Genomic DNA, 20,809 nt, shown 5'->3' with positions numbered 1-20,809 from the left:
AAAAGTGACCGTTCCTATGCCTGCCGACGAGACTCAACCCCGTTCAGAAAGAGATGACGATATGGTGGTCTTTGGCCGCTATCAGCTGTTTCCCGACTTAGGGCTGCTGTTAAGGGATGGCGTCCGACTGGAGCCAGGCGAGCGGGCAATGGCGGTGCTCAGGCTGCTGGTCAGCGAGGCCGGGCAGGTGGTGACCAAAGAGACGCTGCTGGCCACCGTCTGGCCAAAAGAGATCGTCGAAGAGAATAACCTGCAGGCGCAAATCTCCGCCTTACGCAAAATTTTTGGCCCCGACCGCAATCTGATCACCACCGTGTTTGGCCGGGGGTACTGTTTTACCGCCACGGTGAATAAGCTTCAGGCGGCCACGTCATCATTGCCCGTAGCTACGCCTTCAGCGGCATTACCGCGCCCCCGTTCACCGCTGATAGGGCGAGAAAGGGAACTGGGTGAAATCAGGAAACGGCTGATCGAACATACTATTTGTACGCTGGCTGGCCCGGCGGGCATCGGCAAAACCAGGCTGTTGCTGGAAGTGGCGCGTGAATCTGCCAGCCTTTATCCCGATGGCGTCTTTTTTGCTGATTTGTCCAGCCTGAATGCCGGGTCAGATCCAGCCCCGGTTTTGCGGGCGGCACTGGCCGGTATTCGCGGGGCGGGGCCGTTGCAGCCTCGCCCCGCGCTGCTGGTGATTGATAACTGTGAGCATCTGTCTGCCGCCTGCGCCCAGGAAATAGAGCATCAGCTACAGAGAAACGAATTACTGAGCATTTTGCTGACCAGCCAGTCTCCGTTGGGGCTTGAAGGGGAGCAGGTGTACCGCGTCGGGCCGCTAACGTTGCCTCCCGCTCAGCCGATCGCCAGCGAGGCGCAACGTTTTAGCGCGGTGGAGTTTCTGGTACAGCGCATTCAGGCGGTGGATTATGAGTTTCGCCTGGGCGAAGAGAATGTTGAGCCGATTCTGGGGCTTTGTCGGCTGCTCGATGCCGTACCGCTGGCGCTGGAGATTGTGGCCGCTCGCGTTGCCAGCCTGGGCCCGGATGCCGTGCTGGCCGACCTGAGCGGGCGGGAGACGCTGCCGGATACTCCGGGCCGTACAGCTTCGCGGCACAGAACGCTTACCGACGCGCTGGACTGGAGTTACCGACTGCTAACGGCAAATGAGCAGCGGGTATTTCATGCTTTGGCCGTATTTCCCGGCGAATTTGATCTTTACGCCGCCAAAGGTTTGTTAAACCAGGAAGAGGTCAGCGACGTGGTGGCCAGCATGGTGGCGAAATCGCTGCTGGTATTACAGGCGGGCACGCGTCCGGCAAGGTATCGCTATCTTAACATTGTGCGCACTTATGCTCGCCGAGGGCTGGGTGAAGAGAGTGCCCGGCTCTTTCTTCGCCACGCGCAGCTTGTGGCCGATAGCATGGTGCGGGCCAGAGAGGCCTGGGCCGAAGAGTCCAGCCCCCAATGGCGCCGTCAGTATGGGTATTTGATTGATGACCTGAGGGCGGCGGCAGACTGGTGTTTTGGCGCGGGTCAAAACGCTCCGTTGGGGCGAAGTATTCTCGCTAACGCCACGCCGTTCTGGATCCAGCTTTCACTGCACGGCGAGTGCCGCCAGCGGATTACGGCCGCGATTAACGACCGGTACAACGGGCAGGCCACGCCGCACGAAGAGATGCTAATGCAGGCGGCGTTAGGATCGGCGCTTGGCTGGGCGCAGGGGCCCATTGAAGACAATGGCCAGGCCTGGCGGCGAGCCGGGGAGCTTGCCGACGCGCTGGGCGACGGAGAAATGCAATTACAGGCCGAGTACGGGCTGTGGCTGTATCACCTGCGCAGCGGGAAATATGTTCAGGCCGCAGAGAACGGTAAAAAAATGGCTGACCTGGCGACCCAAGCCGGTGACTACGGCGCGCTATTAACCGCCCGCCGCCTGGTCGGCACCGCGCTGCATTTTTCCGGTGAGCAGCAGGCCGCGCTCAGCGAAATTCAGGCTTTGCTGGACCGCATAGTGGATGATGACAGCCAGAGAGCGCCTTTCCGCTTTGGGCTGGATCAGCGCGTGGCGGGCTGGGCTTTCCTGGTTCGGGCGCTGTGGGTCACGGGCGATGTAGCCAAAGCCAGAAGAGCAGCGCAGCTGGCGGTGGAAGAAGCCAGGGCTCTGGATCACGCCTGTTCGCTGTGTGCAGCTCTCGCGGAAGGGACCTGCACGCTGGCGGCCTTAACCGGAGATATCGCTGGGGTGCTACAAGTTGCCGCGCAGATTGACGCTATCGCCCTTGAACACGGCCTGGGCTTCTGGCGGCTCTATGCGGCCGCCTTTACCTTCTGGGGCAGACTGCGTCAGCAGCCCGAGACGGTGCTTCCCCAGCAAATTCACGCCATGCTTGCCCGGCTGCAGGCCAATGGTTTCGATCCTGCTTATTCCCTGTTTCTTTCTGATTTCGCCGTCGCGCTGGCGCAAAAAGGTCAGCCTGAGGCAGCCGAGGCGCTGATCGCCGATCGCCTGTCTCCCCTTGGCGTTAACCAGTCGCTCTGGAACCTGCCCGAACTGATGCGGGTTCAGGCGCAAATTCGCTATGCGGATAAACCACAACATGCCCTGGAATACAGCCTGGCGCTGCAGGCCGCGCTGTTACTGGCGCAAACTCAGACGGCCAAAGGCTGGATGCAACGCATAGAAACCGATCTGCGTCAGCTTTGATCTTCCGATGAAATGCCAAGGGGCAGAAAAGCCGCTTGCTTGTTGTCTTTGTCGACATTAATCTCAAAATAAGATTCTTATAAAAATAATATTCATATTTAGAGATTAAAAGGTGAGGTTATGACAATGCATTTCAGGCCAGAAATTCGTGCGCTGCTGCTGGCGCTTGCGGGCGCGGTGGTGCTGGCGATCGGCATGGGCTACGGGCGTTTTTCCTATACCGGCATCTTGCCGGTGATGCTAAAAGAAGGGCGACTGTCGCTGCATCAGGGGAATCTGGCCGCATCGGCGAATTATGCGGGCTATCTTATTGGCGCGCTGCTGCTGGCCAGAGCTAAACCTGCCGACGCCCGGCGATTGAACATGGTCTCCGTCGGGCTAACGATTTGCGGCCTGCTCCTGCTGGCCTGGATAACCTCCCCGTGGGCGGTGGTGGCCATTCGTGGTTTGGCCGGACTTTTAAGCGCGGTGTCGTTGATTGCCGCCTCATTGTGGCTGCTGCAGCACATGAAACACCATAACGGCGCGCCGGTGCTGTATGCCGGTGTGGGGCTGGGGATTTTTTTATCCGCCGAGTTTATCGCGCTCGGCAAAGCTTATGGCTATTCCAGCCAGCAAATCTGGTTGCTGTGCGGGGCTACTGCGCTGCTACTGTTTGCGCTGATTTTCAAACTGCTGATGAGCCCGCCGGATTACCTGATGGACTATCACACGCAGACGGCCATTCACGTCGAGCCAGAAGCAGGGGATGCTAAAGAGGCGTGGAAACTGCTGGTTATCTACGGCCTGGCGGGGTTCGGGTATATCATTACCGCCACCTATTTGCCGCTTTTTCTCTCCGGGTCGCTCAGTGCGCTGGATCCGGTGCAGCTTTGGGCTATCTTTGGCCTGGCCGCGGTGCCGTCCTGTTTTGTCTGGCATAAAATTGTCTTGAAGTATGGTTATCGCCGCGCTTTTGCCGCCAATCTTCTGGTGCAGGCCGCGGGCGTGGTGCTTCCGGCTTTTAGCCACTCGCTGCTTTTTTGTCTGTTAAGTGCATTGCTGGTGGGCTTTACCTTCACCGGCACGGTGACGATAGCCTTACCGGAAGCCAAAAGGCTGGCGCATTTGGTGCGCTTCAATATGATCGCAGCGATGACCGCCATCTACGGCGCCGGGCAGATTATTGGGCCGCTGGTTGCCGGGGAGCTTTACGGTATGACGGGCAGTTTTAGCGGGTCGTTAGCCGCGGCCACCGGAGCATTGCTGCTGGCCGGTGGCCTGGTGCTGGCGGGACGTTCACAGGTTGCTGGCTGAGGCCAGGATCTGCTTCATTGCCTCAAGCGCTGTGGAATGGTAGCCCTTGCGCCAGACTAGCTGGGTGAGGGCTTCGGCCACAAACTGTTGCTGTGTTCCCTCCGGCAGAGTCAGCGTCGCCGCTACGCTTTCCGGCAGCACGCCGCTGCACCGTCCTGAGGCAACAGAAGCCATCATCGAGTGATAAGAACTGACATCCTGTACCTCTACCAGGGGTTGTGCGTTGAGCAAGGCTTCACCGCGAGCCCGGTACGAACATCCTCGTGGAAAAGCAGCAAGGCGAGGATTATGACTGTTGGCGGTTTCGGGAATGAGCAACATCAGGCGTTCAGTAAATACGTCCACATACTCAAGATCTTCAGGGCACTGAATATGCCCCCCGGCATCCGGCAACAGACTCACCAGCGCGCAGTCCAGCGACGCATGGCGAACCTGCTCCAGAAGCTGTTGCGTGGGCTGAGTGGCTAAGGTCAGAGCGACATCAGGGTACCGGCGGTGGAACTGCTGGAACACCGGCATCAGGCGGCTGACGGCGGTGGCTTCCATTGAGCCCATATGCAGTGAACCTGCAGGCTTACCCGGATGCAGCGCCTGCCGCGCCTCTTCCGCCAGGCTGAGTATTTTATTGGTGTAGGAGAGAAAGCTCTCGCCCTCCGGCGAAAGGATCATTTTCTTGCTGTCGCGTACGAATAAGGCAACGCCAAGATCTTCTTCCAGTTGCTGAATGCGGGTGGTGATGTTCGACTGTACGCGGCCAAGCCTTTGGGCCGCTTTCGTCACGCTTTGTTCTTCGGCGACGATCTTGAACATCTGCAGTGTGGTGTGGTTCATATTTTTAGTTCTCAATATGACAATGATCTTGATCTTAACATCTCCAAATAAGATGTTAAGCACTCAATCTCTCATTTCCTGAGGTGCCGTGATGTTTCGTAGCCTTACCCAACTGCTCGCGATTGACTATCCCATCATACAGGCCCCTATGGCGGGCGTCTCCACCCCGGAGCTGGCGGCGGCGGTCAGCAATGCCGGCGGCCTTGGCTCGCTGGGCGTGGGCGCGAGCAGGGTCGGGCAGGCCAGGGCCGCCATCCTGAAAACGCAGGCGCTCACCCCACGCCCGTTCAACGTGAATCTTTTTTGCCACCGCCCCGCAAAACGGGATGAGGCGCTCGAACGAGCATGGATTGAGAGCCTGCGCCCGCACTTTGCTAAGTTTGGCGGCATTCCGCCGGAAGCGCTCAGCGAAATTTACCAAAGTTTTATCGGCCATGACGCGATGCTGGAGATGCTGCTGGAGACGACTCCGGCCACGGTGAGCTTCCATTTTGGTGTGCCTGAACGTGATGTTGTACAGGCCTTTCGCAACAAAGGCATTGTCACGCTTGCGACCGTCACCCGGCCTGAAGAAGCTTTGCAGATTCAGGCGAACGGCGTGGATGTCATTGTGGCGCAGGGCTTTGAAGCAGGCGGGCATCGCGGGATGTTCGACGATAAAGCTCACGATAGCCAGCTCAGCACCTTTGCGCTGGTGCAGCTTCTAAAAAAACAGGTAGACCTGCCGGTGGTTGCCGCCGGGGGGATGATGGACGGGGCCGGTATTCACGCCATGCTAAGCGTGGGGGCGGATGCCGTTCAGTTGGGCACTGCATTTCTGCTTTGCCCTGAGTCCGCCGCCGATGAAGGCTACCGGCAGCGGCTTAAATCGAGCCGATCGCACCAGACGGAGATGACCCACGCCATCTCTGGCAGGGCCGCGAGAAGCCTGGAGAACGATTATTGCCGCCATGGCCGCAGCACCGGCCAGCATACCGTACCGGCTTACCCGGTGGCCTACGATATTGGTAAAGCGCTCGCAAGCCTTGCAAAAAGCCACGGTCATCACGGCTATAGCGCGCATTGGGCCGGGCAGGGCGTGAATCTTATCCGCGAAATGCCGGCGGCTGAATTACTGCAAACGCTGGTGCGAGAAGCGGGGCTGTAAAAACGGTTTTACTTTAACAACGCCATCAAAATTGCGGCGACGTGTTGCAGGGCCACATCCTGACTTCGGCGTTTGTGCCAGGCCAGGTGGAGCGAAAAACCCGGTAAAGAGATCGGGGCAGGAAAGGCGACCAGGCCTTCTGTAAAGGGGATGACCCGGGAAGGCAGCAGCGCCAGCAAATCCGACGCCGCCAGCAGCTGCGGCACCATCTGGAAATTAGGCAGAACCAGTCCAACGCGGCGGCGTAATCCCAACCTTAAGAGTTCCGCATCCACCGGGGTGACGCTTTCCCCTTTGCCGGAGGTGATGATGTGCGGCCAGGCAAGCCAGCGTTCAAGACTGAACCCGCCCGCGGCCGGATGGCCTTCCCGCATCGCCACGACGTAGTGCTCGTCCATCAATAACTCGCTGTGAATGTCTGCGGCAGGCTGAGGAAAGACCGAAATAGCAATATCCGTGGTGCCGTTAAGTAATGCGGTTTCTGCCTGATCCGCGCCAGTCCAGCCCTGAACGATGGGGTCAATCCCCGGTGCCGACTGCTGAAGTTTTTGCATCAGCGGGACCAGCACGAACAGAGCCGGAAAATCCGCCATGGTGATCCTCAGTTTCTGTTGAATTTGATGCAGCGGCATTACCGGTGGATCAATGAGTTCGGTAATGCCGCCCAGCACGGATTTCAGCGGCGCACGAAGAGACTGAGCAAGGGGCGTCAGCCGCATGGTGCCTCTGCCACGCTCCAGCAGTTCATCGTTAAAAAGATCGCGACAGCGGGCAAGCGCTGCGGAAGTGGCAGATTGCGAGAGGCACAGTCTGTCTGCGGCCCGGGTGACGTGCGCCTCGTCGAGCAGGGCGTCCAGCACCACCAGAAGGTTGAGATCGAGCGTTCTTAAATTCATGATATCGATAATAGATTATCTTGATTATCTGTTGGAGTAATTTTTGCTGCCTCGCCATTATCGTCTCATCAACCCGAGGAGACGCCCGATGAGCAAAACCCTGATTTTACTTTTCCATCCGAATTTATCCCGTTCCAGCGCCAACGCCGCGCTGGCGCAAGAAGCTGCAAAACTGGCAAACGTTGAGGTGGTCGATGTCCAGGCGCTGTATCCTGACGGCATCGACATTTACCGTGACGGCGAGCGTGAAGCGGCCCGGCTGCTTGCCGCCGACCGCATTGTGCTGCAGTTCCCGATTCACTGGTATTCCATGCCGGCCATTATGCGCCAGTGGCAGGACGCGGTGCTGACCCGGATGTTCTACCTTAATTATCAGGAGGAGGGGCAAAAGCTGGAAGGGACGCCGCTGTACGTGGCGGTCACCGCCGGCAACGTGGAGGAGGCTTATCGCCCTGGGGGACGTAACCTCTTTACCATTGAATCGCTGCTGGCGCCTCTCCGGGCCACGGCGAACCGCTGCGGCCTTGCCTGGTGTGCGCCTTTTGTGGTCTACACTGCCGATAAGCTTGACGCTGCGGGCCTGAAAATGAAGGCGGAAGCTTATGCGCAGGCGCTGACCCGGTGGCGTGAAAATAAACTTTGAAGTTTTTTTCATTTTTTTAGCAATATTTCTCGCGCTGATTCGTCTACCTCATCACAAGTGATTATCAGTGGCTTTAGTGAGGTAAACAAAATGAGAGATTTTGATATGCACCGACATGAGCACCACCGCCGTGGATTCTGTGCGCACCGTATGGGTAAACCTGTTTTGCTCTGCGTGGTGTTGTTTGTCGCGCTCGGCCTGATTGTTATGACGCTGTGGAACGCGGTGCTGCCGGGTCTGCTCGGCGTGAAGGACATCGGCTTCTGGCAGTCTTTAGGCCTGCTGGCCCTGTGCCGCATTCTGTTCGGTGGCCTGGGCTTCCGCCCCGGCATGTTTGGTAAAGCCCGCCGCCGCATGCACGAACGCTGGATGCAAATGACGCCTGAGCAGCGCGAAGAGTTTATGCAGCATCGCCGCGAGAAATTTGGCTTTGGTCACCGCGACCGCTGCGGCTGGCACTCGCGCTGGGATGAGAGGATGGATCCACGCCCTCAACCGCAGCCACAGCCACAGCCAGATGAAAACAGCGCAAAAAAACCGGACGCTGAGTGACAACGATGAAAGCCGGAATAGTGGGGGAATCTCTGCTGATGGCAGCGTTAAACGGCTGCCGTACCCGACTGAAAGCGTTTATTCGCGGGAGAACCGCCGGGCGTGAAGACGCCGACGATATCCTGCAGGAAGTCAGCTACCAGTTGATGAAGGTCGAACAGCCGGTGGAAAACGTCGCCGCCTGGCTGTTCCGCGCCGCCCGGAACGAGATGACAGACCGGGCAAGAAAAAAACGCGAACTGCCTTTAGCAAGCTGGTTTGGCGGTGATGAAGAGGATGATTACCCGGAAGATGAGCTGGCCGAAACGCTGTTCGGTACCCCGCAAACGCCCGAGGACGAATACCTGAAGCAACTGCTATGGGAGGAGCTGGAGACAGCCCTGTCGGAGCTGCCAGCCCCACAGCGTGAGGTGTTTATCAAAACTGAGCTACAAGACTATAGCGTGAAGGAACTGGCGGGCGAGAGCGGTGATACCGTGCAGGCGCTGCTCTCCCGCAAACACAAAGCTGTTCTGTATCTGCGCACCCGACTGCGCAATGTGTATGACGACCTGGCTGGTCAGTAAGACAGCCCCCGGATCTGCCCAGGGAAGGGCGATCCGGTTTTTTTAGCCAATCATTCCCCCCAACGTTCCTTGATGTAATTCACCGCCTGCTGGGTCTGGGGCTGGTTGAGGTAATTTTCCCGGAACAATATGGTGCCGTGAATTTGCGGCACGGCGTCGTTCAAATCGAGCTGTTTTTTCAGCTCAGGCACGCCACCGCTCACCGTCCAGTCAGGCTCGTTCTTTGAAGGCTCCCCGACTTTGTACAACGCAATCCCAATATAAAGACGCGTATTAGTGGGTTTCACGACGTTAGCCCACCATTTTGCCAGCACGTCGTAGCGGGCGGCACTGCGGGAAAAGGGCCAGTAGATCTGTGGGGCAATATAGTCCAGCAGGCCTTTTTGCACCCAAAGGCGCGTATCGGCATAAGACTCATCGTAGGCTGCGGCACCGCGCGTTTCTGACCCGGCCGGATCGTGGGAGATATTACGCCACACGCCCGCCGGACTCACGCCAAACTCAACCCCGGGCTTAAGCTGTTTGATGGTGCGTGAAACTTGCTCGATAAGTTGCTCAGTATTGTGGCGCCGCCAGTCGGCTTTAGACGCGTAGCCCTGGCCGTAGGTTCTGTAAGTCTGGTTGTCGTTGAGGGTCGAGCCCGGTGATTCGGTATAGAAGTAATCATCAAACTGCACACCGTCGATGGCATAGTGCGAGACAACTTCGGCGACGATGCTTGTTATCCAGTCACGGACTTCAGGAATACCGGGGTCAAGCACGAAGCGGTCGCCGGAGGTTCTAATCCAGTCACGGTGCAGCACAAAAACGCTGGCGGGCTGCAGAGAAAGCGTGCGGTTCAGCGCGGAAACAGTGCCAGGGGTGGTGTTAGTAGAAACCCTGTATGGGTTAAACCAGGCGTGTACCTTCATTCCTCGTTTGTGTGCTTCATCGAGCATAAACTGCAGCGGATCGTAACCCGGATCTTCGCCAATTTTTCCCGTCAGCATATCTGACCACGGCAAAATCTTCGAAGGCCACAGGGCCGTGCCGTCGGGTTTCACCTGGAAAAATACCGTGTTGATGCCCAGCGACTTCAGTTTGTCCAGCTTGTCCTTCAACGCCTGCTGCTGCTGGCTAATGCGCACGCCGGCGCTGCTGCCGTTAACGGAAGAAACCGGCGGCCAGTCCAGCCGGGAAACCGTGGCCAGCCAGACGCCACGCATCGGCTGATCATGCTGCGAAGGTGTCGTCACATTCGGCTTAGTGCCCGGCAAGGGCGTGACGAGGGAAACCGGCGGTTTAGAGGCGCAGCTCGCCAGAAATAGCGCGGCGGCAAGTATCGCGCCAGGTTTTTTGACCCTGGCGGCAGAGAAGAAGCGGCTTGAAGTGGCGATGATGTGCTCCAGATTTTGCCAGTCGGTGGACAACAAGCATTTTCATACTATTCGACATCAAGTCAATCTCTAACGCCGTTAAGTAAAGCAGATGCCGACTAACCTTGCTTACGATCAAAATCCTTATTTATCATCACAATAAATGAAACACATTTCGTGTTTTATCCTATTACGCTTGTGCATCATGCCTTTACTGACAGCCTAATCACCCGGTTGCTACTATCCCTTTAGAAATTGTTCATTTTTTATCTGCGTGCCAGCACGCCGTTATTTTATGCTGTGAGAGCAACAAGGTGACCCGTCATGAAGCCTAAAACGCTGTACGATAAAATTATCGATAGCCACGTCATCCGCCCTCTGGACGATCAGGGCAATGTCCTGCTGTATATCGACCGTTCCATCCTCAACGAATACACCAGCCCGCAGGCTTTTAGCGGCCTGCGTGACGCTAACCGCAAGGTCTGGCAGCCAAACAGCATCCTGCTCAACGTGGACCACGTTAACCCGACGCGGCCAAAGCGTACGCCAGAAATGACCGACCCGGGCGGCGAGCTGCAGGTTCGCTATTTTGAGTCCAACAGCCGTGATTTTGGCCTTGAGCTGTTCGACGTGATGGATCCCCGCCAGGGCATTGAACACGTCGTCGCCCATGAACAGGGAATCGTGCTGCCGGGCATGGTGATTGCCGCAGGCGATAGCCATACCACCACCTACGGCGCGTTTGGGGCGTTTGGTTTCGGCATCGGCACCTCTGAAATTGAGCATATGCTGGCGACGCAGACCTTAGCTTATAAAAAGCTAAAAACGCTGCGCGTGATGGTGAACGGTGAGCTGCCGTTTGCCGCGACGGCAAAAGATATCGTCATGCTGCTGATCGCCGAAATTGGCGCCGACGGCGCGACCGGTTTTGCCATCGAGTTCTGCGGCAGTGCCATTGATGCGCTTAGCGTGGAAGGGCGTATGACCATTTGTAATATGGCGGTCGAAGCCGGGGCCCGGGGCGCTTTTATGCCGCCCGATGAAAAGGTTTATGCCTACATCAAACCGGCGCCGCGAGTACCTAAAGGCGAGCTGTGGGAACAGGCGCTGAAATACTGGCGCACGCTCTACAGCGATGCTGACGCGGTGTTTGATAAAGAAGTTGTGCTCGACTGCGCAAACTTAACGCCTCGCGTGACGTGGGGCACCAGCCCGGATCAGGGCGGCAGCATCACTGAATATGTGCCCGATCCTGCCAGTGAGTCCAATGCGGCCAAACGTCGTGACATCGAAAATGCGCTGAGCTATATGGGCCTTACGCCAGGCACGCCGCTTAGCCAGATTCCAATCACCCACGCGTTTATTGGCTCCTGCACCAACGGGCGTATTGAAGACCTCAGGGCAGTTGCCCAGGTGTTGAGAGACAGGAAAATTGCCCCGGGCGTTAGAGGGATTATTGTGCCGGGCTCTACGCAGGTTCGTGTCCGTGCCGAGCAGGAAGGGCTGGCCCAAATCTTTATCGACGCCGGGTTCGAATGGCGGCAGTCGGGCTGCTCCATGTGCCTCGCAATGAACGAAGATGTGCTGCAGCCGGGCGACCGCTGCGCCTCCAGCACCAACCGTAACTTCGCGGGCCGCCAGGGTGCCGGAGCAAGAACACACTTAATGAGCCCGGCGATGGTTGCCGCCGCCGCAGTCGCCGGCCATCTCACCGATGTCCGGTCGTATTTACAGCAGGGGGAAGCGTAAATGGAACCCTTTAACCGTGTGACCGGCGTGGCCGCGCCGATGATGGCAGCTAACATAGATACGGATGTGATCATGCCGAAGCAGTTTTTGAAAGGTATCGATCGTAACAATCTGGACCGAGGCGTTTTCTTTGACCAACGTTTTCTGACCGACGGCTCGCTGAACCCAGAGTTTGTCCTTAATCAGCCTGCATGGCAGGGCGCACAGTTTCTTATCGTCGGACCTAACTTTGGCTGCGGCTCCAGCCGTGAACACGCGGTGTGGGGGTTACGTCAGCTTGGTATCCGCGCGTTGATCGGTACCAGCTTCGCCGGGATCTTCAACGACAACTGCCAGCGTAACGGCGTGCTGACCCTGACGCTGCCAGCGGAGGATATCGAGCGGCTGGCGCAGGCGGCAAACAATCCAGTAGCTAACCGCATTACCGTCGATCTCGCCCGGCAGCAGATAGGCGTGGAGGGCAAAGATATTGCCTTTACGGTCGATGAGCTGAAAAAGCACATGCTGCTGGAAGGCCACGATGCCATCAGCTACACGCTGCAGTATCAGCAGGAGATTCGCGAGTTTGAACAGCGCCATTTTGCCGCCCATCCGTGGCTACTGACTCAGGATTAATTTTCAATGATGAAAGAGAACGCTGACTTTATTCGCGACAGGGGCGAGACGCCTTTTATCCCTGGTTTCCGGCTTATAGACGTGGCGCTGGAAAACGGGATTACCCTCCGTGCCGCCGTAGGTGGGCAAGGTGAACCGCTAGTTTTGTTGCATGGCCACCCGCAGAACCACGTTACCTGGCGTAAAATCGCCCCGGTTCTGGCACAGCATTTCACCGTCATCATGCCGGACATCCGCGGTTACGGAGACAGCGCCAAACCCGCCAGCGACGACGATCACCGCAGCTATTCCAAGCGTGAAATGGCGAAAGATATTGTCCTGCTGGTGGCACGGCTCGGTTTCCAGGACGGTTTTGCTTTTGTGGGGCACGATCGCGGGGCACGCGTCGGGCATCGCCTGGCGCTGGATTACCCGGCGCAGGTTAAGCGCAGCATCTTTATTGATATCGCCCCGACGGCAACCATGTATGCGCTGACGGACAAAACCTTTGCCACCCGCTATTTCTGGTGGTTCTTCCTGATCCAGCCTTCGCCGATGCCGGAAAAAATGATCGCCGCAGATCCGGCATTTTTCCTGCGTAAACATATCGATGGCCAGCTTAAAACCCCTGGCGCGACGGAACCCGAGGTGTTTGCCGAGTACCTGCGTTGTTACCAGCATCCGGATACACTACGGGCCATCTGCGAAGATTACCGCGCCTCAGCGACCATCGACCTTGAAGATGATGAAGCCGACAAGCATCTGCGCATTAGCAGCCCTTTGCTGGTGCTGTGGGGGGAGAAAGGCACCGTGGGCCAGCTTTATAATGTGCCCGCTACCTGGCAGGAAAAAGCGTTGGACGTTCGTGGGCGAGCCATGCCCTGCGGGCACAGTCCGCAAGAGGAGTGTCCTGATGTGCTGCTGAGCGCTATTATGCCTTTCTTAACCTGACTCAGAAGATGGCAGACCGATGAGCACCAACGAAACCCCACGCGCCGCCTGGCCGCTTATTGAAGATTTGAATGTCTTTGTCACCGTGGTGCGTAAAGAAAGTTTTGCCAACGCGGCGGCGGAGCTGGGGCTTTCTCCGTCTTATGTCAGTAAACGCATTTCGCTGTTGGAGAAAAGCCTGGGAATGCGGCTGTTCCACCGCAGCGCCCGCGCGATTCATTTAACGGCCGATGGCCATAAGGCGCTAAGCGGAGCGCTTTCAGTGCTGGAAAGCATGGGGGATTTTGTTTCGGGGCTTGCCGCCTGGCGGGACACACTTGAAGGCAATATTCAGATGAGCTGCTCGTTTGGTTTTGGCTCAACGTATATGCCTGATGCGCTTTCGGCGCTGGCGGAACGCTATCCGGCGCTAAATATCAAGCTAACGCTGACGGACAGAGTTGTTGATTTGATAGAGGAGGGCGTCGATATAGAAATTCGCATTGGCGATGACATTAAAGACCTTTATATCACCCGACAGCTTTCAACGAACAACCGCGTACTGTGCGCCGCCCCGGACTACCTCACACAGCACGGCACGCCGCGGCAGATAGCCGATCTCCGGCACCATAAATGCCTCGTGATTCAGGAACGCAGCTCGCAGTTCGGCGTATGGCCGTTAACCAATGGCACGGAAACGCAGCAGACCCACGTCAGTAGCCAGCTCTCATCCAATAACGGCAGCGTAGTCCTGAACTGGGCGTTAAAAGGGCACGGGATTATTCTGCGCTCGCAGTGGGAGGTGCAGCGCTATATTGCCCGCGGCGAGCTGGTGCAGATTTTGCCGGAGTGGTACCAGGCCGCGAATATCTGGGCGGTATATTCCAACCGCACCAGCGGTTCGGCAAAGCTAAAAGTCTGTATCGATTTTCTGGTGGACTATTTTCAACGTTTTCCGCCGGTGGAAGAGTCAGGCATGGCTAAATAATTTCGACGCCTGAATACTCCGCGCAGGCGGCTAAAAAACGCTGCTGGAGAACAGGATCGGAGGCTGCTTTAACCGCGTTGTCGGGCTTCTGGTGATAAAAATAGCCCCCGGTTGGCGCTGATGACAACGTTGGATCGGCGGCAAGCCAGACCTGTGTGCTCGGGCCAAGATCCAGCGCATCAGACGCGCCAGCACCTCCCATTTTCGTTGCCACCCAGCCGGGGTCGACGCAGTTAGACCTCACTTCAGGCCACAGTCTGGCAATGGCAAATGTCAGCAGGGTAATCTGCAGCTTGGAATCCGAATAGGCCTGACCGCCGTTCCAGCGACGCTTCTCCCATGCAAGATCGTCAAGCGAAGGATCCCCGTCCCTATGCAAGGAAGAACTAAGGTAGACCAGGCGCTTAGGCCGATGAATTAACGCGGTCAGGATATACGGTGCCAAAGCGTTAACGGCAAACACCTGCGGTAAACCGTCGACGGTCAGTTGGCGCTCTCTTTCCTGATACCCCACGGCGGCATTGTGAATAATGGCGTCAAAGTAGCCAAAAGCATTCACCTCATCGGCCAACATTTTTGTCTCGGCAATGCTGGAAAGGTCGGCCGCAAACGCAGACTCTGCACCCGGTACCATCGACATAGCGTAAGCTGCGCGCGTTTTGTTTCGCGCATGCAGTACGACCTGGTGCCCATCGGCCACCAGAAGCTTAGCGGCCATTTGCCCAAGACCATCGGCAGAGCCGGTAATAAAAATCCTTGCCATTTTAGGACCTCCACGAAAGAAAGATGATACGCCTGCTGATGCTATATTTCCCCAAACCATTTGCCGATAACCCGGCAGTCATAACGCTTATGACTGTCGTTCATCAATATCGCAAAGCCGCACGGTGTCGGGATATTTAAACCGGAAAAAGCCCAAATACGGTTTTGTAAAAATAAAACAGATTTACTCTGGCGTGTGTCCGATTATGCTTTATCAAAAATACGTAGCACTTATTTAACGGCAGGAACGATATCCTCCTGCCGTCTTTTTTATTTTCACTCTGGCACTCCATTCAATAACTACCGAGAGGACGAAATGAAAATATGTCGTTATGGCGAGGCTGGCCAGGAAAAGCCCGGCGTGTTTGATAATCACTTTAGGCTGCGAGATTTATCCAGTCTTGTTGCCGACATCACGCCGGAAACGCTTCCGGTGGTGCTGCTCGCGCTGCAAAATGAAGACGATATTATTCGCTTTCCGCTGGTTGACGGCGAGCCACGACTGGGGGCGCCACTCGCCAGCACCTCGAAGTTTGTGGCTATCGGCCTGAACTATCTCGATCACGCAAGGGAGGCTAGTTTGCCGGTTCCCACCGAGCCGGTCGTGTTTTTTAAGGCGCCGAGCTGTATCAGCGGACCGAACGATCCTGTTGTCCAGCCGTCTCATTCAACAAAACTCGACTGGGAGGCCGAGCTTGGTATTGTGATAGGCCAACCAGCCCGGCAGGTTAGTCCCGACAGGGCTCTCGAACATGTTGCCGGCTACTGTATTATCAATGACGTGTCAGATCGGGGGTTTCAGTTTCAGTCCTCGCAGTGGGATAAGGCCAAAAGCTGCGATACCTTCGGCCCAACCGGGCCCTACATCGTGACGAAGGACGAAGTGGGCGATCCTCAGTCGCTGGCTATCTGGCTCGAGGTGAACGGGGACAGACGGCAGGAGAGTCACACTTCACAAATGATTTTCTCGGTCGCCGAAATTGTGTCTTACGTCAGCCACTATATGACGCTGTTGCCAGGGGATCTGATCGCCACCGGCACGCCTGCAGGCGTAGGCCTTGGCATGAAGCCGGAGCCTATATGGCTGCAGCCAGGAGACCAGATACGCATACATATTGAAAAGCTGGGCTTTCAGCATCAGCGGGTTGTGGCGCAAGTTTAAACGCGGAGATATTCATTCAGCGCGCTGTTTTTACGCCGATAAAACGCTATGATCTTGATAAGTCAGAATAACGCGTGGCAAAGTGAATCCGGTGGCGCTGAAAGAATGCAAACTCATGGAATGACAGTCCTGATTTTCTCCTGCCTCAAACGAGGCCTGCTCCTGACAGGGCTATTCATGCTGGTGGGCTGTGCCCGCTCCGATGCGCTGTGGGGCGTGGTCGATAAGGTGTGCATGACCAACTATCAGCAAACGAGCAGTCCCGCACCGTGCCAGCAAATATATATGCCGGAAGGAAAGGCTCACGGCTTTAGCGTTATCCAGAACCCGCGCTATCCCTATCATTTTATTCTGGTTCCCACGGCGGAGCTAACCGGCATTGAAAGCCCGGAGCTGGCGGCAGAAGGGCGCACGGACTATTTCGGCTATGCCTGGCTCATGCGTCGCCTTTTAGCCTGGCAGTATGGCGCCCCGGTGCCTGACGATGCTCTCGGTCTGGCGATTAACTCGGCTTATGGGCGCAGTCAAAATCAGTTGCATATTCACCTGACCTGCCTGAGAGAGGACGTCAGGCGTCAGATGCTGGCAGAACGTCCCTATATAACGGAAGAATGGCGGCCCTTGCCCGATAAGCTCCTGCGTTACACCTGGTACGCGCGGCGGGTAATGCAGCCGACCGTGATGGGTATTTACCCGATTAACAGCGTCGCGAGTCATTTCCATTTAACGCCTGAACAGCTGGCGGAGTGGGGCGTGGCCGTCATTCCCACCACCTACGGCGAGCAAAAAGGGTTTATTTTACTCACCACTAAACGAGGCTGGGACCGCAATAATCGGGCCTCGGTGGAAGCATTGCTGGATAAAGAATGTGCGATATTGTCGCCTGAATCCCCCGTTGAAGAAAATCACGGGCGAATTTGACGAGATAAACAGCATCAGATTTTTTTACACATAGGTTATGTCTTTTTCTTATTTGCCAGTATCAGCACAGTTTGAAAAACTCTCCTGGCCGCACCTGAATGGTGGGTAATTTCAAATTTGCTGTTTTTATTGGTTTAAGGAAGACGTTATTTATGCATTCGGCGATAAAACATACTGTAAAAATCTCTCTACTGGCTGCTTCACTGGCTGGAGCCATGCTGCTTACCGGCTGTGGTCCTAAACAGGATGCGAACCATATTAAAGTGGGTATCAGCGCCGGTATCGATCAGCCGCTTTGGGATACCGTCAAAAAGGTCGCAAAAGAAAAATACAATCTTGACGTAGAAGTGGTGACTTTCACTGACTATGTCTTACCCAACTCCGCATTGAGCAGCGGCGATATTGATGCAAACTCCTTCCAGCACGGTCCTTATCTGGAGAAGCAAATAAAAGAACGTGGCTATAAGTTAGCCGCTGTGGGCAATACTTTTGTTTATCCTATCGCCGGTTATTCCCGCAAAATTAAATCCGTGTCTGAGCTGAAGGATGGGGCGCAGGTGGCCGTACCTAATGATCCTACGAATCTGGGGCGTTCACTGCTGCTGCTGCAAACGCAAGGTTTGATAAAACTGAAGGATAATGTAGGGTTGCTGCCAACCTCTCTGGATATTGTAGAGAATCCTAAGCAGTTGAAAATTGTTGAGGTGGAGGCCGCACAGCTGACTCGCGCCATTGATGATGACAAAATCGACCTCGCGATCATCAACACCAATTATTCCAGTCAGATCGGGCTGACTCCCGCCAAAAACGGCCTGTTTGTTGAGGATAAAAACTCGCCGTACGTGAACATTATTGTTGCCCGAGAAGATAATAAGGACAGCGAAAATGTGAAAAACCTTGTGAAGGCATACCAGACCGATGAAGTGGCCGCCGCCGCAGATGAAATTTATCACGGCGATGCCGTAAAAGGGTGGTAAACGCTATGTTGGGATCCCGATGTTCGGGATCCTATTCAGATAACTGCATCAGCAGCGTGACATCTATCGCGTAAACAGATGCGTGCCCACAGACAGGCACCCCGTCAGTGCAAAAACGGATGAATATACGACCAGGATAATTAATGGTTTCATGAGCTTCTCTGATGTTTAAAAAAGCGAAACGCAGCCGCTCAACGCAACCATCGAACATAGCAAGAATAACCAATACATCAATTTTCTACACATACATACCCTTCCAGACATGACTATTTCATAACTCAGCATGTCAGAAGGGCATCAAGAAACTGTCAATGCAGAATGTAGGAATACTCAAGATCTGCAGACAAGCTATCAACCACGAAATCATCCAGGCGAAAACGCGTTACTCGGGCCGCTTGAGAGAAGCCTGAAGATCACAGAACGTAAACATATAAAACCAGCACCAATATCAGTACTGCCCATAAAAAACATAAGGGATACAGCATGCTTTTATGTTTAACATCATCCGGGTTAGCAGCATCTTGCGTCACCACGTCAGAATTCAATGTTCTGGGCTCGCTATTTTCTTCTACAACATCGTTGATTTGAGCGAGTCCGCCCTGTTTTATTTCAATGCTCACGTGAACCGACTCAGGGACACACCATCCACGTCGGGTATGCGTCTCAACAATATTTTTATCTGCTCCTACGGCAGTCAATGCTTTTCTGATAATAGAGATATTCTGATAAATGGTGTTGTCGGAAACTATCGTTTTGTTCTTCTCCCAAACAAGTTTATGAAATTGCTTTATGGTGACAACATCACCCTGTTTCGATAGCAACACCTTCAAACAGCGTGATGAAGAAGAGGGCAGAGTGATTTTTCGTTCCGGTAAACTCATCGATGAAAGGGTATTGCGATTTGGTTCAAATTTAACCTGATGATTAACTAAAATAACCTCAGACATTCCATATCCTCCAGCAAATCCAATCTCATTTAGGTTCATTTACGTTTAAGAACATGTTGCCAGCATGTAAATCAAAAACATAAGATGAATTAATATTTCATAGGTATCATTAGATTAACCATTAACTTATATGATTAAAAATACACATATTTTAACAACTCTAAATAAACATAAAGTCTGACACACCAGAGTGGAAATAGCCACCACGCCCTCGTAAGATAATTCCCAGGCAAGAAGAAAAGCGAGTAAACATCAGCAACGAATTACAGCATTAAGTAAGCACGCCAACTTAAATGTTAGGGTAATCATTTATCACTCAGCTGAATGGCATAAGATGATAAATAATGTCATTTATTTCGCTAATGAACATAGCATAATTAAACAATCAATAGAATAAGAGCGTTTTCATGCAAAGAGCTTGTATAATATCTGATGATTTCTTCTATCTCGTAGGGGTTGAAGAGATGACATCAAATGGCGTCGACACCATATTTTTTTTCGATATAAATAGATGCATGAAAGAGCTTAGCAGTAGAACATATTCACTATACATTATATCCTTACACTCGTTGACTGTGAGCCATCAGCTCGTCAGAAAAATGGCTGAGCACAATTTAAAAATAATCATGGTGTATGATATTCCAGCAGAGATGCTTTACTCTCATGCCCGCTGCCTATCTAAACGGGATAGCATAGAAAACATTAATCGTTTTTTTATTGATACCGCGCTGGGTAGAGCAAAAGTGGAAAATAACATCACATTCAGACAAATGCTCATTATTAAAAAACTGGTTGCTGGCAAGACACAGCATTTAATCGCCAGGGAGGATGGTTGTTCCATCAAAACCGTATCTGGTATAAGAAATAGATTAATGGTGAAATTGGGACTAAAGCCGATGAATGATTTATCACTGTTGATCATCGACATGGTTATTTGCTCGGTAAAGTCTGATGGTATCTATAAGCAGTAACAGGTCATGAGTAACTGACAAGTCCTCAGATTTATTCATCATCTGGCTTAGAAATGCCGTTGTCCACGGCCGGCGAGCAAAGCACACTAGGTCAGTGATATTCGTGGAATTTGTCAGTCCGTCCTTGTCGATACGCGGATCGGCACGGCGGGTCAAGAAGCCGCGGGGGTCAAAGGTATGCCAGGTGATGAGTTCGTTGTTGGGGTATCCGGGTGGCGATGATATTCGATGCTGTGGACGTTCAGGCCCAGGTTGTCGAAAACCGTGACCGAGGGGGCGTGGCTGCACTGGAGATTTAGGATTGATTTCTCATGGTGAATTTTTGACGCAGTGTATAGCCATAGAAAACTCAGCATCATGAAAAGCAAGTCGTTGACCGAACGGCCAGACTAGAGAAGTACAGCCAGAATAATCAGCCACAATTAAACCTCTAAATAGAGCCATTGCCACACTGGTGCGCATAATGTATATTATGTTAAATCGAATGTGAACTAATCCTACCCATATCCTCTGCATATCGCCTTCCTGGCATTATGGCCTTACCGTTTGCTATAGCTTCTATTCCTCGAACCGTAATTCTTTAATCGCTATCGAGGAATCAGAGGTTTTTATTATTCAGAAAATCAGAAGGTCACGACGGTTTTCAACTCGGTAACCCAGGCATTCTGAGTGCGAGATATACCGCCTGGGTGATGCCAGTACTGGATGCCTGGCTTTTTGTGTGAGAAAATTACAAATGAATTAGTTAATTATTCGTGCGCTATGCGAATTCTGGGGTTTTGACAGCACCATAACGCGTCAGAATTCACGTAAGAGATACA

At 54.2% G+C, this 20,809-nt stretch carries 19 protein-coding genes; 14 read left to right on the top strand and 5 right to left on the bottom strand.

Translation table 11 applies throughout. The features are described 5' to 3' along the window. Window positions 1-16 precede the first annotated feature (16 nt). Together CNE01S_RS10480 and CNE01S_RS10475 are read left to right on the top strand one after the other, a co-directional pair. Entirely contained in the window at window positions 17-2,701 is a 2,685-nt protein-coding gene (locus CNE01S_RS10480; RefSeq protein WP_082763205.1) for an ATP-binding protein, read from the top strand. Between the two features lie 120 nt (window positions 2,702-2,821). Then, complete coding sequence (locus CNE01S_RS10475) at window positions 2,822-3,997, top strand: YbfB/YjiJ family MFS transporter (protein ID WP_096754087.1); 1,176 nt, start codon at window positions 2,822-2,824, stop codon at window positions 3,995-3,997. Here CNE01S_RS10475 and CNE01S_RS10470 read toward each other — a convergent pair. Then, window positions 3,980-4,828 (bottom strand): LysR family transcriptional regulator, encoded by an 849-nt coding sequence (locus tag CNE01S_RS10470; protein WP_061275777.1) that lies wholly within the window; start codon window positions 4,826-4,828, stop codon window positions 3,980-3,982. The genes CNE01S_RS10475 and CNE01S_RS10470 overlap by 18 nt on opposite strands. A gap of 91 nt (window positions 4,829-4,919) precedes the next feature. Here CNE01S_RS10470 and CNE01S_RS10465 point away from each other — a divergent pair, with 91 nt between their 5' ends. Beyond that, the gene (locus tag CNE01S_RS10465) at window positions 4,920-5,975 is read left to right on the top strand and encodes an NAD(P)H-dependent flavin oxidoreductase (RefSeq protein WP_061275775.1); all 1,056 of its coding nucleotides are present in this window, start codon (window positions 4,920-4,922) and stop codon (window positions 5,973-5,975) included. Window positions 5,976-5,983: 8 nt separating this feature from the next. Here the strand turns inward: CNE01S_RS10465 and CNE01S_RS10460 are convergent, their stop codons facing one another. Beyond that, window positions 5,984-6,871: a LysR family transcriptional regulator gene (locus CNE01S_RS10460; RefSeq protein WP_061275773.1), complete on the bottom strand. Its 888-nt coding sequence runs from the start codon at window positions 6,869-6,871 to the stop codon at window positions 5,984-5,986. A gap of 88 nt (window positions 6,872-6,959) precedes the next feature. Here CNE01S_RS10460 and CNE01S_RS10455 point away from each other — a divergent pair, with 88 nt between their 5' ends. The 3 genes from CNE01S_RS10455 (at window position 6,960) to CNE01S_RS10445 (ending at window position 8,632) form a co-directional block, all read left to right on the top strand. Continuing rightward, entirely contained in the window at window positions 6,960-7,514 is a 555-nt protein-coding gene (locus CNE01S_RS10455; RefSeq protein ID WP_061275771.1) for an NAD(P)H-dependent oxidoreductase, read from the top strand. A 90-nt stretch (window positions 7,515-7,604) separates the two neighbouring features. Then, window positions 7,605-8,066: a hypothetical protein gene (locus tag CNE01S_RS10450; RefSeq protein WP_061275769.1), complete on the top strand. Its 462-nt coding sequence runs from the start codon at window positions 7,605-7,607 to the stop codon at window positions 8,064-8,066. 5 nt (window positions 8,067-8,071) lie between these two features. Then, the gene (locus CNE01S_RS10445) at window positions 8,072-8,632 is read left to right on the top strand and encodes an RNA polymerase sigma factor (RefSeq protein ID WP_061275767.1); all 561 of its coding nucleotides are present in this window, start codon (window positions 8,072-8,074) and stop codon (window positions 8,630-8,632) included. A 50-nt stretch (window positions 8,633-8,682) separates the two neighbouring features. Here CNE01S_RS10445 and CNE01S_RS10440 read toward each other — a convergent pair whose 3' ends face one another. Further along, a complete protein-coding gene (locus tag CNE01S_RS10440; protein ID WP_061275888.1) occupies window positions 8,683-10,008 on the bottom strand; it encodes a glycoside hydrolase family 10-like protein in 1,326 nt (441 codons plus the stop codon). 303 nt (window positions 10,009-10,311) lie between these two features. On the opposite strand from CNE01S_RS10440, the gene leuC reads away from it, so the two are divergent. The 4 genes from leuC to CNE01S_RS10420 are packed head-to-tail and all read left to right on the top strand — an operon-like array spanning window position 10,312 to window position 14,248. Then, a complete protein-coding gene (gene leuC, locus CNE01S_RS10435) occupies window positions 10,312-11,736 on the top strand; it encodes a 3-isopropylmalate dehydratase large subunit (protein ID WP_061275765.1) in 1,425 nt (474 codons plus the stop codon). Further along, window positions 11,737-12,351, top strand: a complete 615-nt coding sequence (gene leuD, locus CNE01S_RS10430; protein ID WP_061275763.1) for a 3-isopropylmalate dehydratase small subunit — start codon at window positions 11,737-11,739, stop codon at window positions 12,349-12,351. It begins immediately after the preceding gene. A 6-nt stretch (window positions 12,352-12,357) separates the two neighbouring features. After that, on the top strand, window positions 12,358-13,281 hold the full coding sequence (locus CNE01S_RS10425) for an alpha/beta fold hydrolase (RefSeq protein WP_061275761.1): 924 nt from the start codon (window positions 12,358-12,360) through the stop codon (window positions 13,279-13,281). Window positions 13,282-13,300: 19 nt separating this feature from the next. Beyond that, on the top strand, window positions 13,301-14,248 hold the full coding sequence (locus CNE01S_RS10420; RefSeq protein WP_061275759.1) for a LysR substrate-binding domain-containing protein: 948 nt from the start codon (window positions 13,301-13,303) through the stop codon (window positions 14,246-14,248). Here the strand turns inward: CNE01S_RS10420 and CNE01S_RS10415 are convergent. After that, window positions 14,241-15,011: an SDR family NAD(P)-dependent oxidoreductase gene (locus CNE01S_RS10415; RefSeq protein ID WP_061275757.1), complete on the bottom strand. Its 771-nt coding sequence runs from the start codon at window positions 15,009-15,011 to the stop codon at window positions 14,241-14,243. The two genes, CNE01S_RS10420 and CNE01S_RS10415, sit on opposite strands and share 8 nt — an antisense overlap. Before the next feature lie 315 nt (window positions 15,012-15,326). Here CNE01S_RS10415 and CNE01S_RS10410 point away from each other — a divergent pair, with 315 nt between their 5' ends. The 3 genes from CNE01S_RS10410 (at window position 15,327) to metQ (ending at window position 18,070) form a co-directional block, all read left to right on the top strand. Further along, window positions 15,327-16,172 (top strand): fumarylacetoacetate hydrolase family protein, encoded by an 846-nt coding sequence (locus CNE01S_RS10410; RefSeq protein WP_061275755.1) that lies wholly within the window; start codon window positions 15,327-15,329, stop codon window positions 16,170-16,172. Between the two features lie 120 nt (window positions 16,173-16,292). Then, entirely contained in the window at window positions 16,293-17,093 is an 801-nt protein-coding gene (locus CNE01S_RS10405; RefSeq protein WP_061275753.1) for a CDP-diacylglycerol pyrophosphatase, read from the top strand. A 152-nt stretch (window positions 17,094-17,245) separates the two neighbouring features. After that, the gene (gene metQ, locus CNE01S_RS10400; RefSeq protein WP_061275751.1) at window positions 17,246-18,070 is read left to right on the top strand and encodes a methionine ABC transporter substrate-binding lipoprotein MetQ; all 825 of its coding nucleotides are present in this window, start codon (window positions 17,246-17,248) and stop codon (window positions 18,068-18,070) included. 413 nt (window positions 18,071-18,483) lie between these two features. On the opposite strand, the gene CNE01S_RS10395 is transcribed toward metQ, so the two are convergent. After that, window positions 18,484-19,017, bottom strand: a complete 534-nt coding sequence (locus CNE01S_RS10395; protein ID WP_061275749.1) for a winged helix-turn-helix domain-containing protein — start codon at window positions 19,015-19,017, stop codon at window positions 18,484-18,486. Window positions 19,018-19,616: 599 nt separating this feature from the next. On the opposite strand from CNE01S_RS10395, the gene CNE01S_RS10390 reads away from it, so the two are divergent. After that, window positions 19,617-19,988 carry a LuxR C-terminal-related transcriptional regulator gene (locus CNE01S_RS10390; protein ID WP_169799406.1) on the top strand — a complete coding sequence of 124 codons (372 nt, stop codon included), beginning with the start codon at window positions 19,617-19,619 and terminating at the stop codon, window positions 19,986-19,988. The last annotated feature ends 821 nt before the right edge of the window (window positions 19,989-20,809 follow it).

Origin of the sequence: Cedecea neteri NBRC 105707 = ATCC 33855 (genome assembly GCF_001571265.1) — a bacterium.
Lineage (GTDB): Bacteria > Pseudomonadota > Gammaproteobacteria > Enterobacterales > Enterobacteriaceae > Cedecea > Cedecea neteri.
This window is presented reverse-complemented; position numbering and strand designations above follow the sequence as displayed.

Bases quoted from the DNA above. Each gene is read 5' to 3' on its own strand.
- CNE01S_RS10480 (WP_082763205.1), top strand. From the start codon at position 17: ATGCCTGCCGACGAGACTCAACCCCGTTCAGAAAGAGATGACGATATG.
- CNE01S_RS10475 (WP_096754087.1), top strand. From the start codon at position 2,822: ATGACAATGCATTTCAGGCCAGAAATTCGTGCGCTGCTGCTGGCGCTT.
- CNE01S_RS10470 (WP_061275777.1), bottom strand. From the start codon at position 4,828: ATGAACCACACCACACTGCAGATGTTCAAGATCGTCGCCGAAGAACAA.
- CNE01S_RS10465 (WP_061275775.1), top strand. From the start codon at position 4,920: ATGTTTCGTAGCCTTACCCAACTGCTCGCGATTGACTATCCCATCATA.
- CNE01S_RS10460 (WP_061275773.1), bottom strand. From the start codon at position 6,871: ATGAATTTAAGAACGCTCGATCTCAACCTTCTGGTGGTGCTGGACGCC.
- CNE01S_RS10455 (WP_061275771.1), top strand. From the start codon at position 6,960: ATGAGCAAAACCCTGATTTTACTTTTCCATCCGAATTTATCCCGTTCC.
- CNE01S_RS10450 (WP_061275769.1), top strand. From the start codon at position 7,605: ATGAGAGATTTTGATATGCACCGACATGAGCACCACCGCCGTGGATTC.
- CNE01S_RS10445 (WP_061275767.1), top strand. From the start codon at position 8,072: ATGAAAGCCGGAATAGTGGGGGAATCTCTGCTGATGGCAGCGTTAAAC.
- leuC (WP_061275765.1), top strand. From the start codon at position 10,312: ATGAAGCCTAAAACGCTGTACGATAAAATTATCGATAGCCACGTCATC.
- leuD (WP_061275763.1), top strand. From the start codon at position 11,737: ATGGAACCCTTTAACCGTGTGACCGGCGTGGCCGCGCCGATGATGGCA.
- CNE01S_RS10425 (WP_061275761.1), top strand. From the start codon at position 12,358: ATGATGAAAGAGAACGCTGACTTTATTCGCGACAGGGGCGAGACGCCT.
- CNE01S_RS10420 (WP_061275759.1), top strand. From the start codon at position 13,301: ATGAGCACCAACGAAACCCCACGCGCCGCCTGGCCGCTTATTGAAGAT.
- CNE01S_RS10415 (WP_061275757.1), bottom strand. From the start codon at position 15,011: ATGGCAAGGATTTTTATTACCGGCTCTGCCGATGGTCTTGGGCAAATG.
- CNE01S_RS10410 (WP_061275755.1), top strand. From the start codon at position 15,327: ATGAAAATATGTCGTTATGGCGAGGCTGGCCAGGAAAAGCCCGGCGTG.
- CNE01S_RS10405 (WP_061275753.1), top strand. From the start codon at position 16,293: ATGACAGTCCTGATTTTCTCCTGCCTCAAACGAGGCCTGCTCCTGACA.
- metQ (WP_061275751.1), top strand. From the start codon at position 17,246: ATGCATTCGGCGATAAAACATACTGTAAAAATCTCTCTACTGGCTGCT.
- CNE01S_RS10395 (WP_061275749.1), bottom strand. From the start codon at position 19,017: ATGTCTGAGGTTATTTTAGTTAATCATCAGGTTAAATTTGAACCAAAT.
- CNE01S_RS10390 (WP_169799406.1), top strand. From the start codon at position 19,617: ATGGCTGAGCACAATTTAAAAATAATCATGGTGTATGATATTCCAGCA.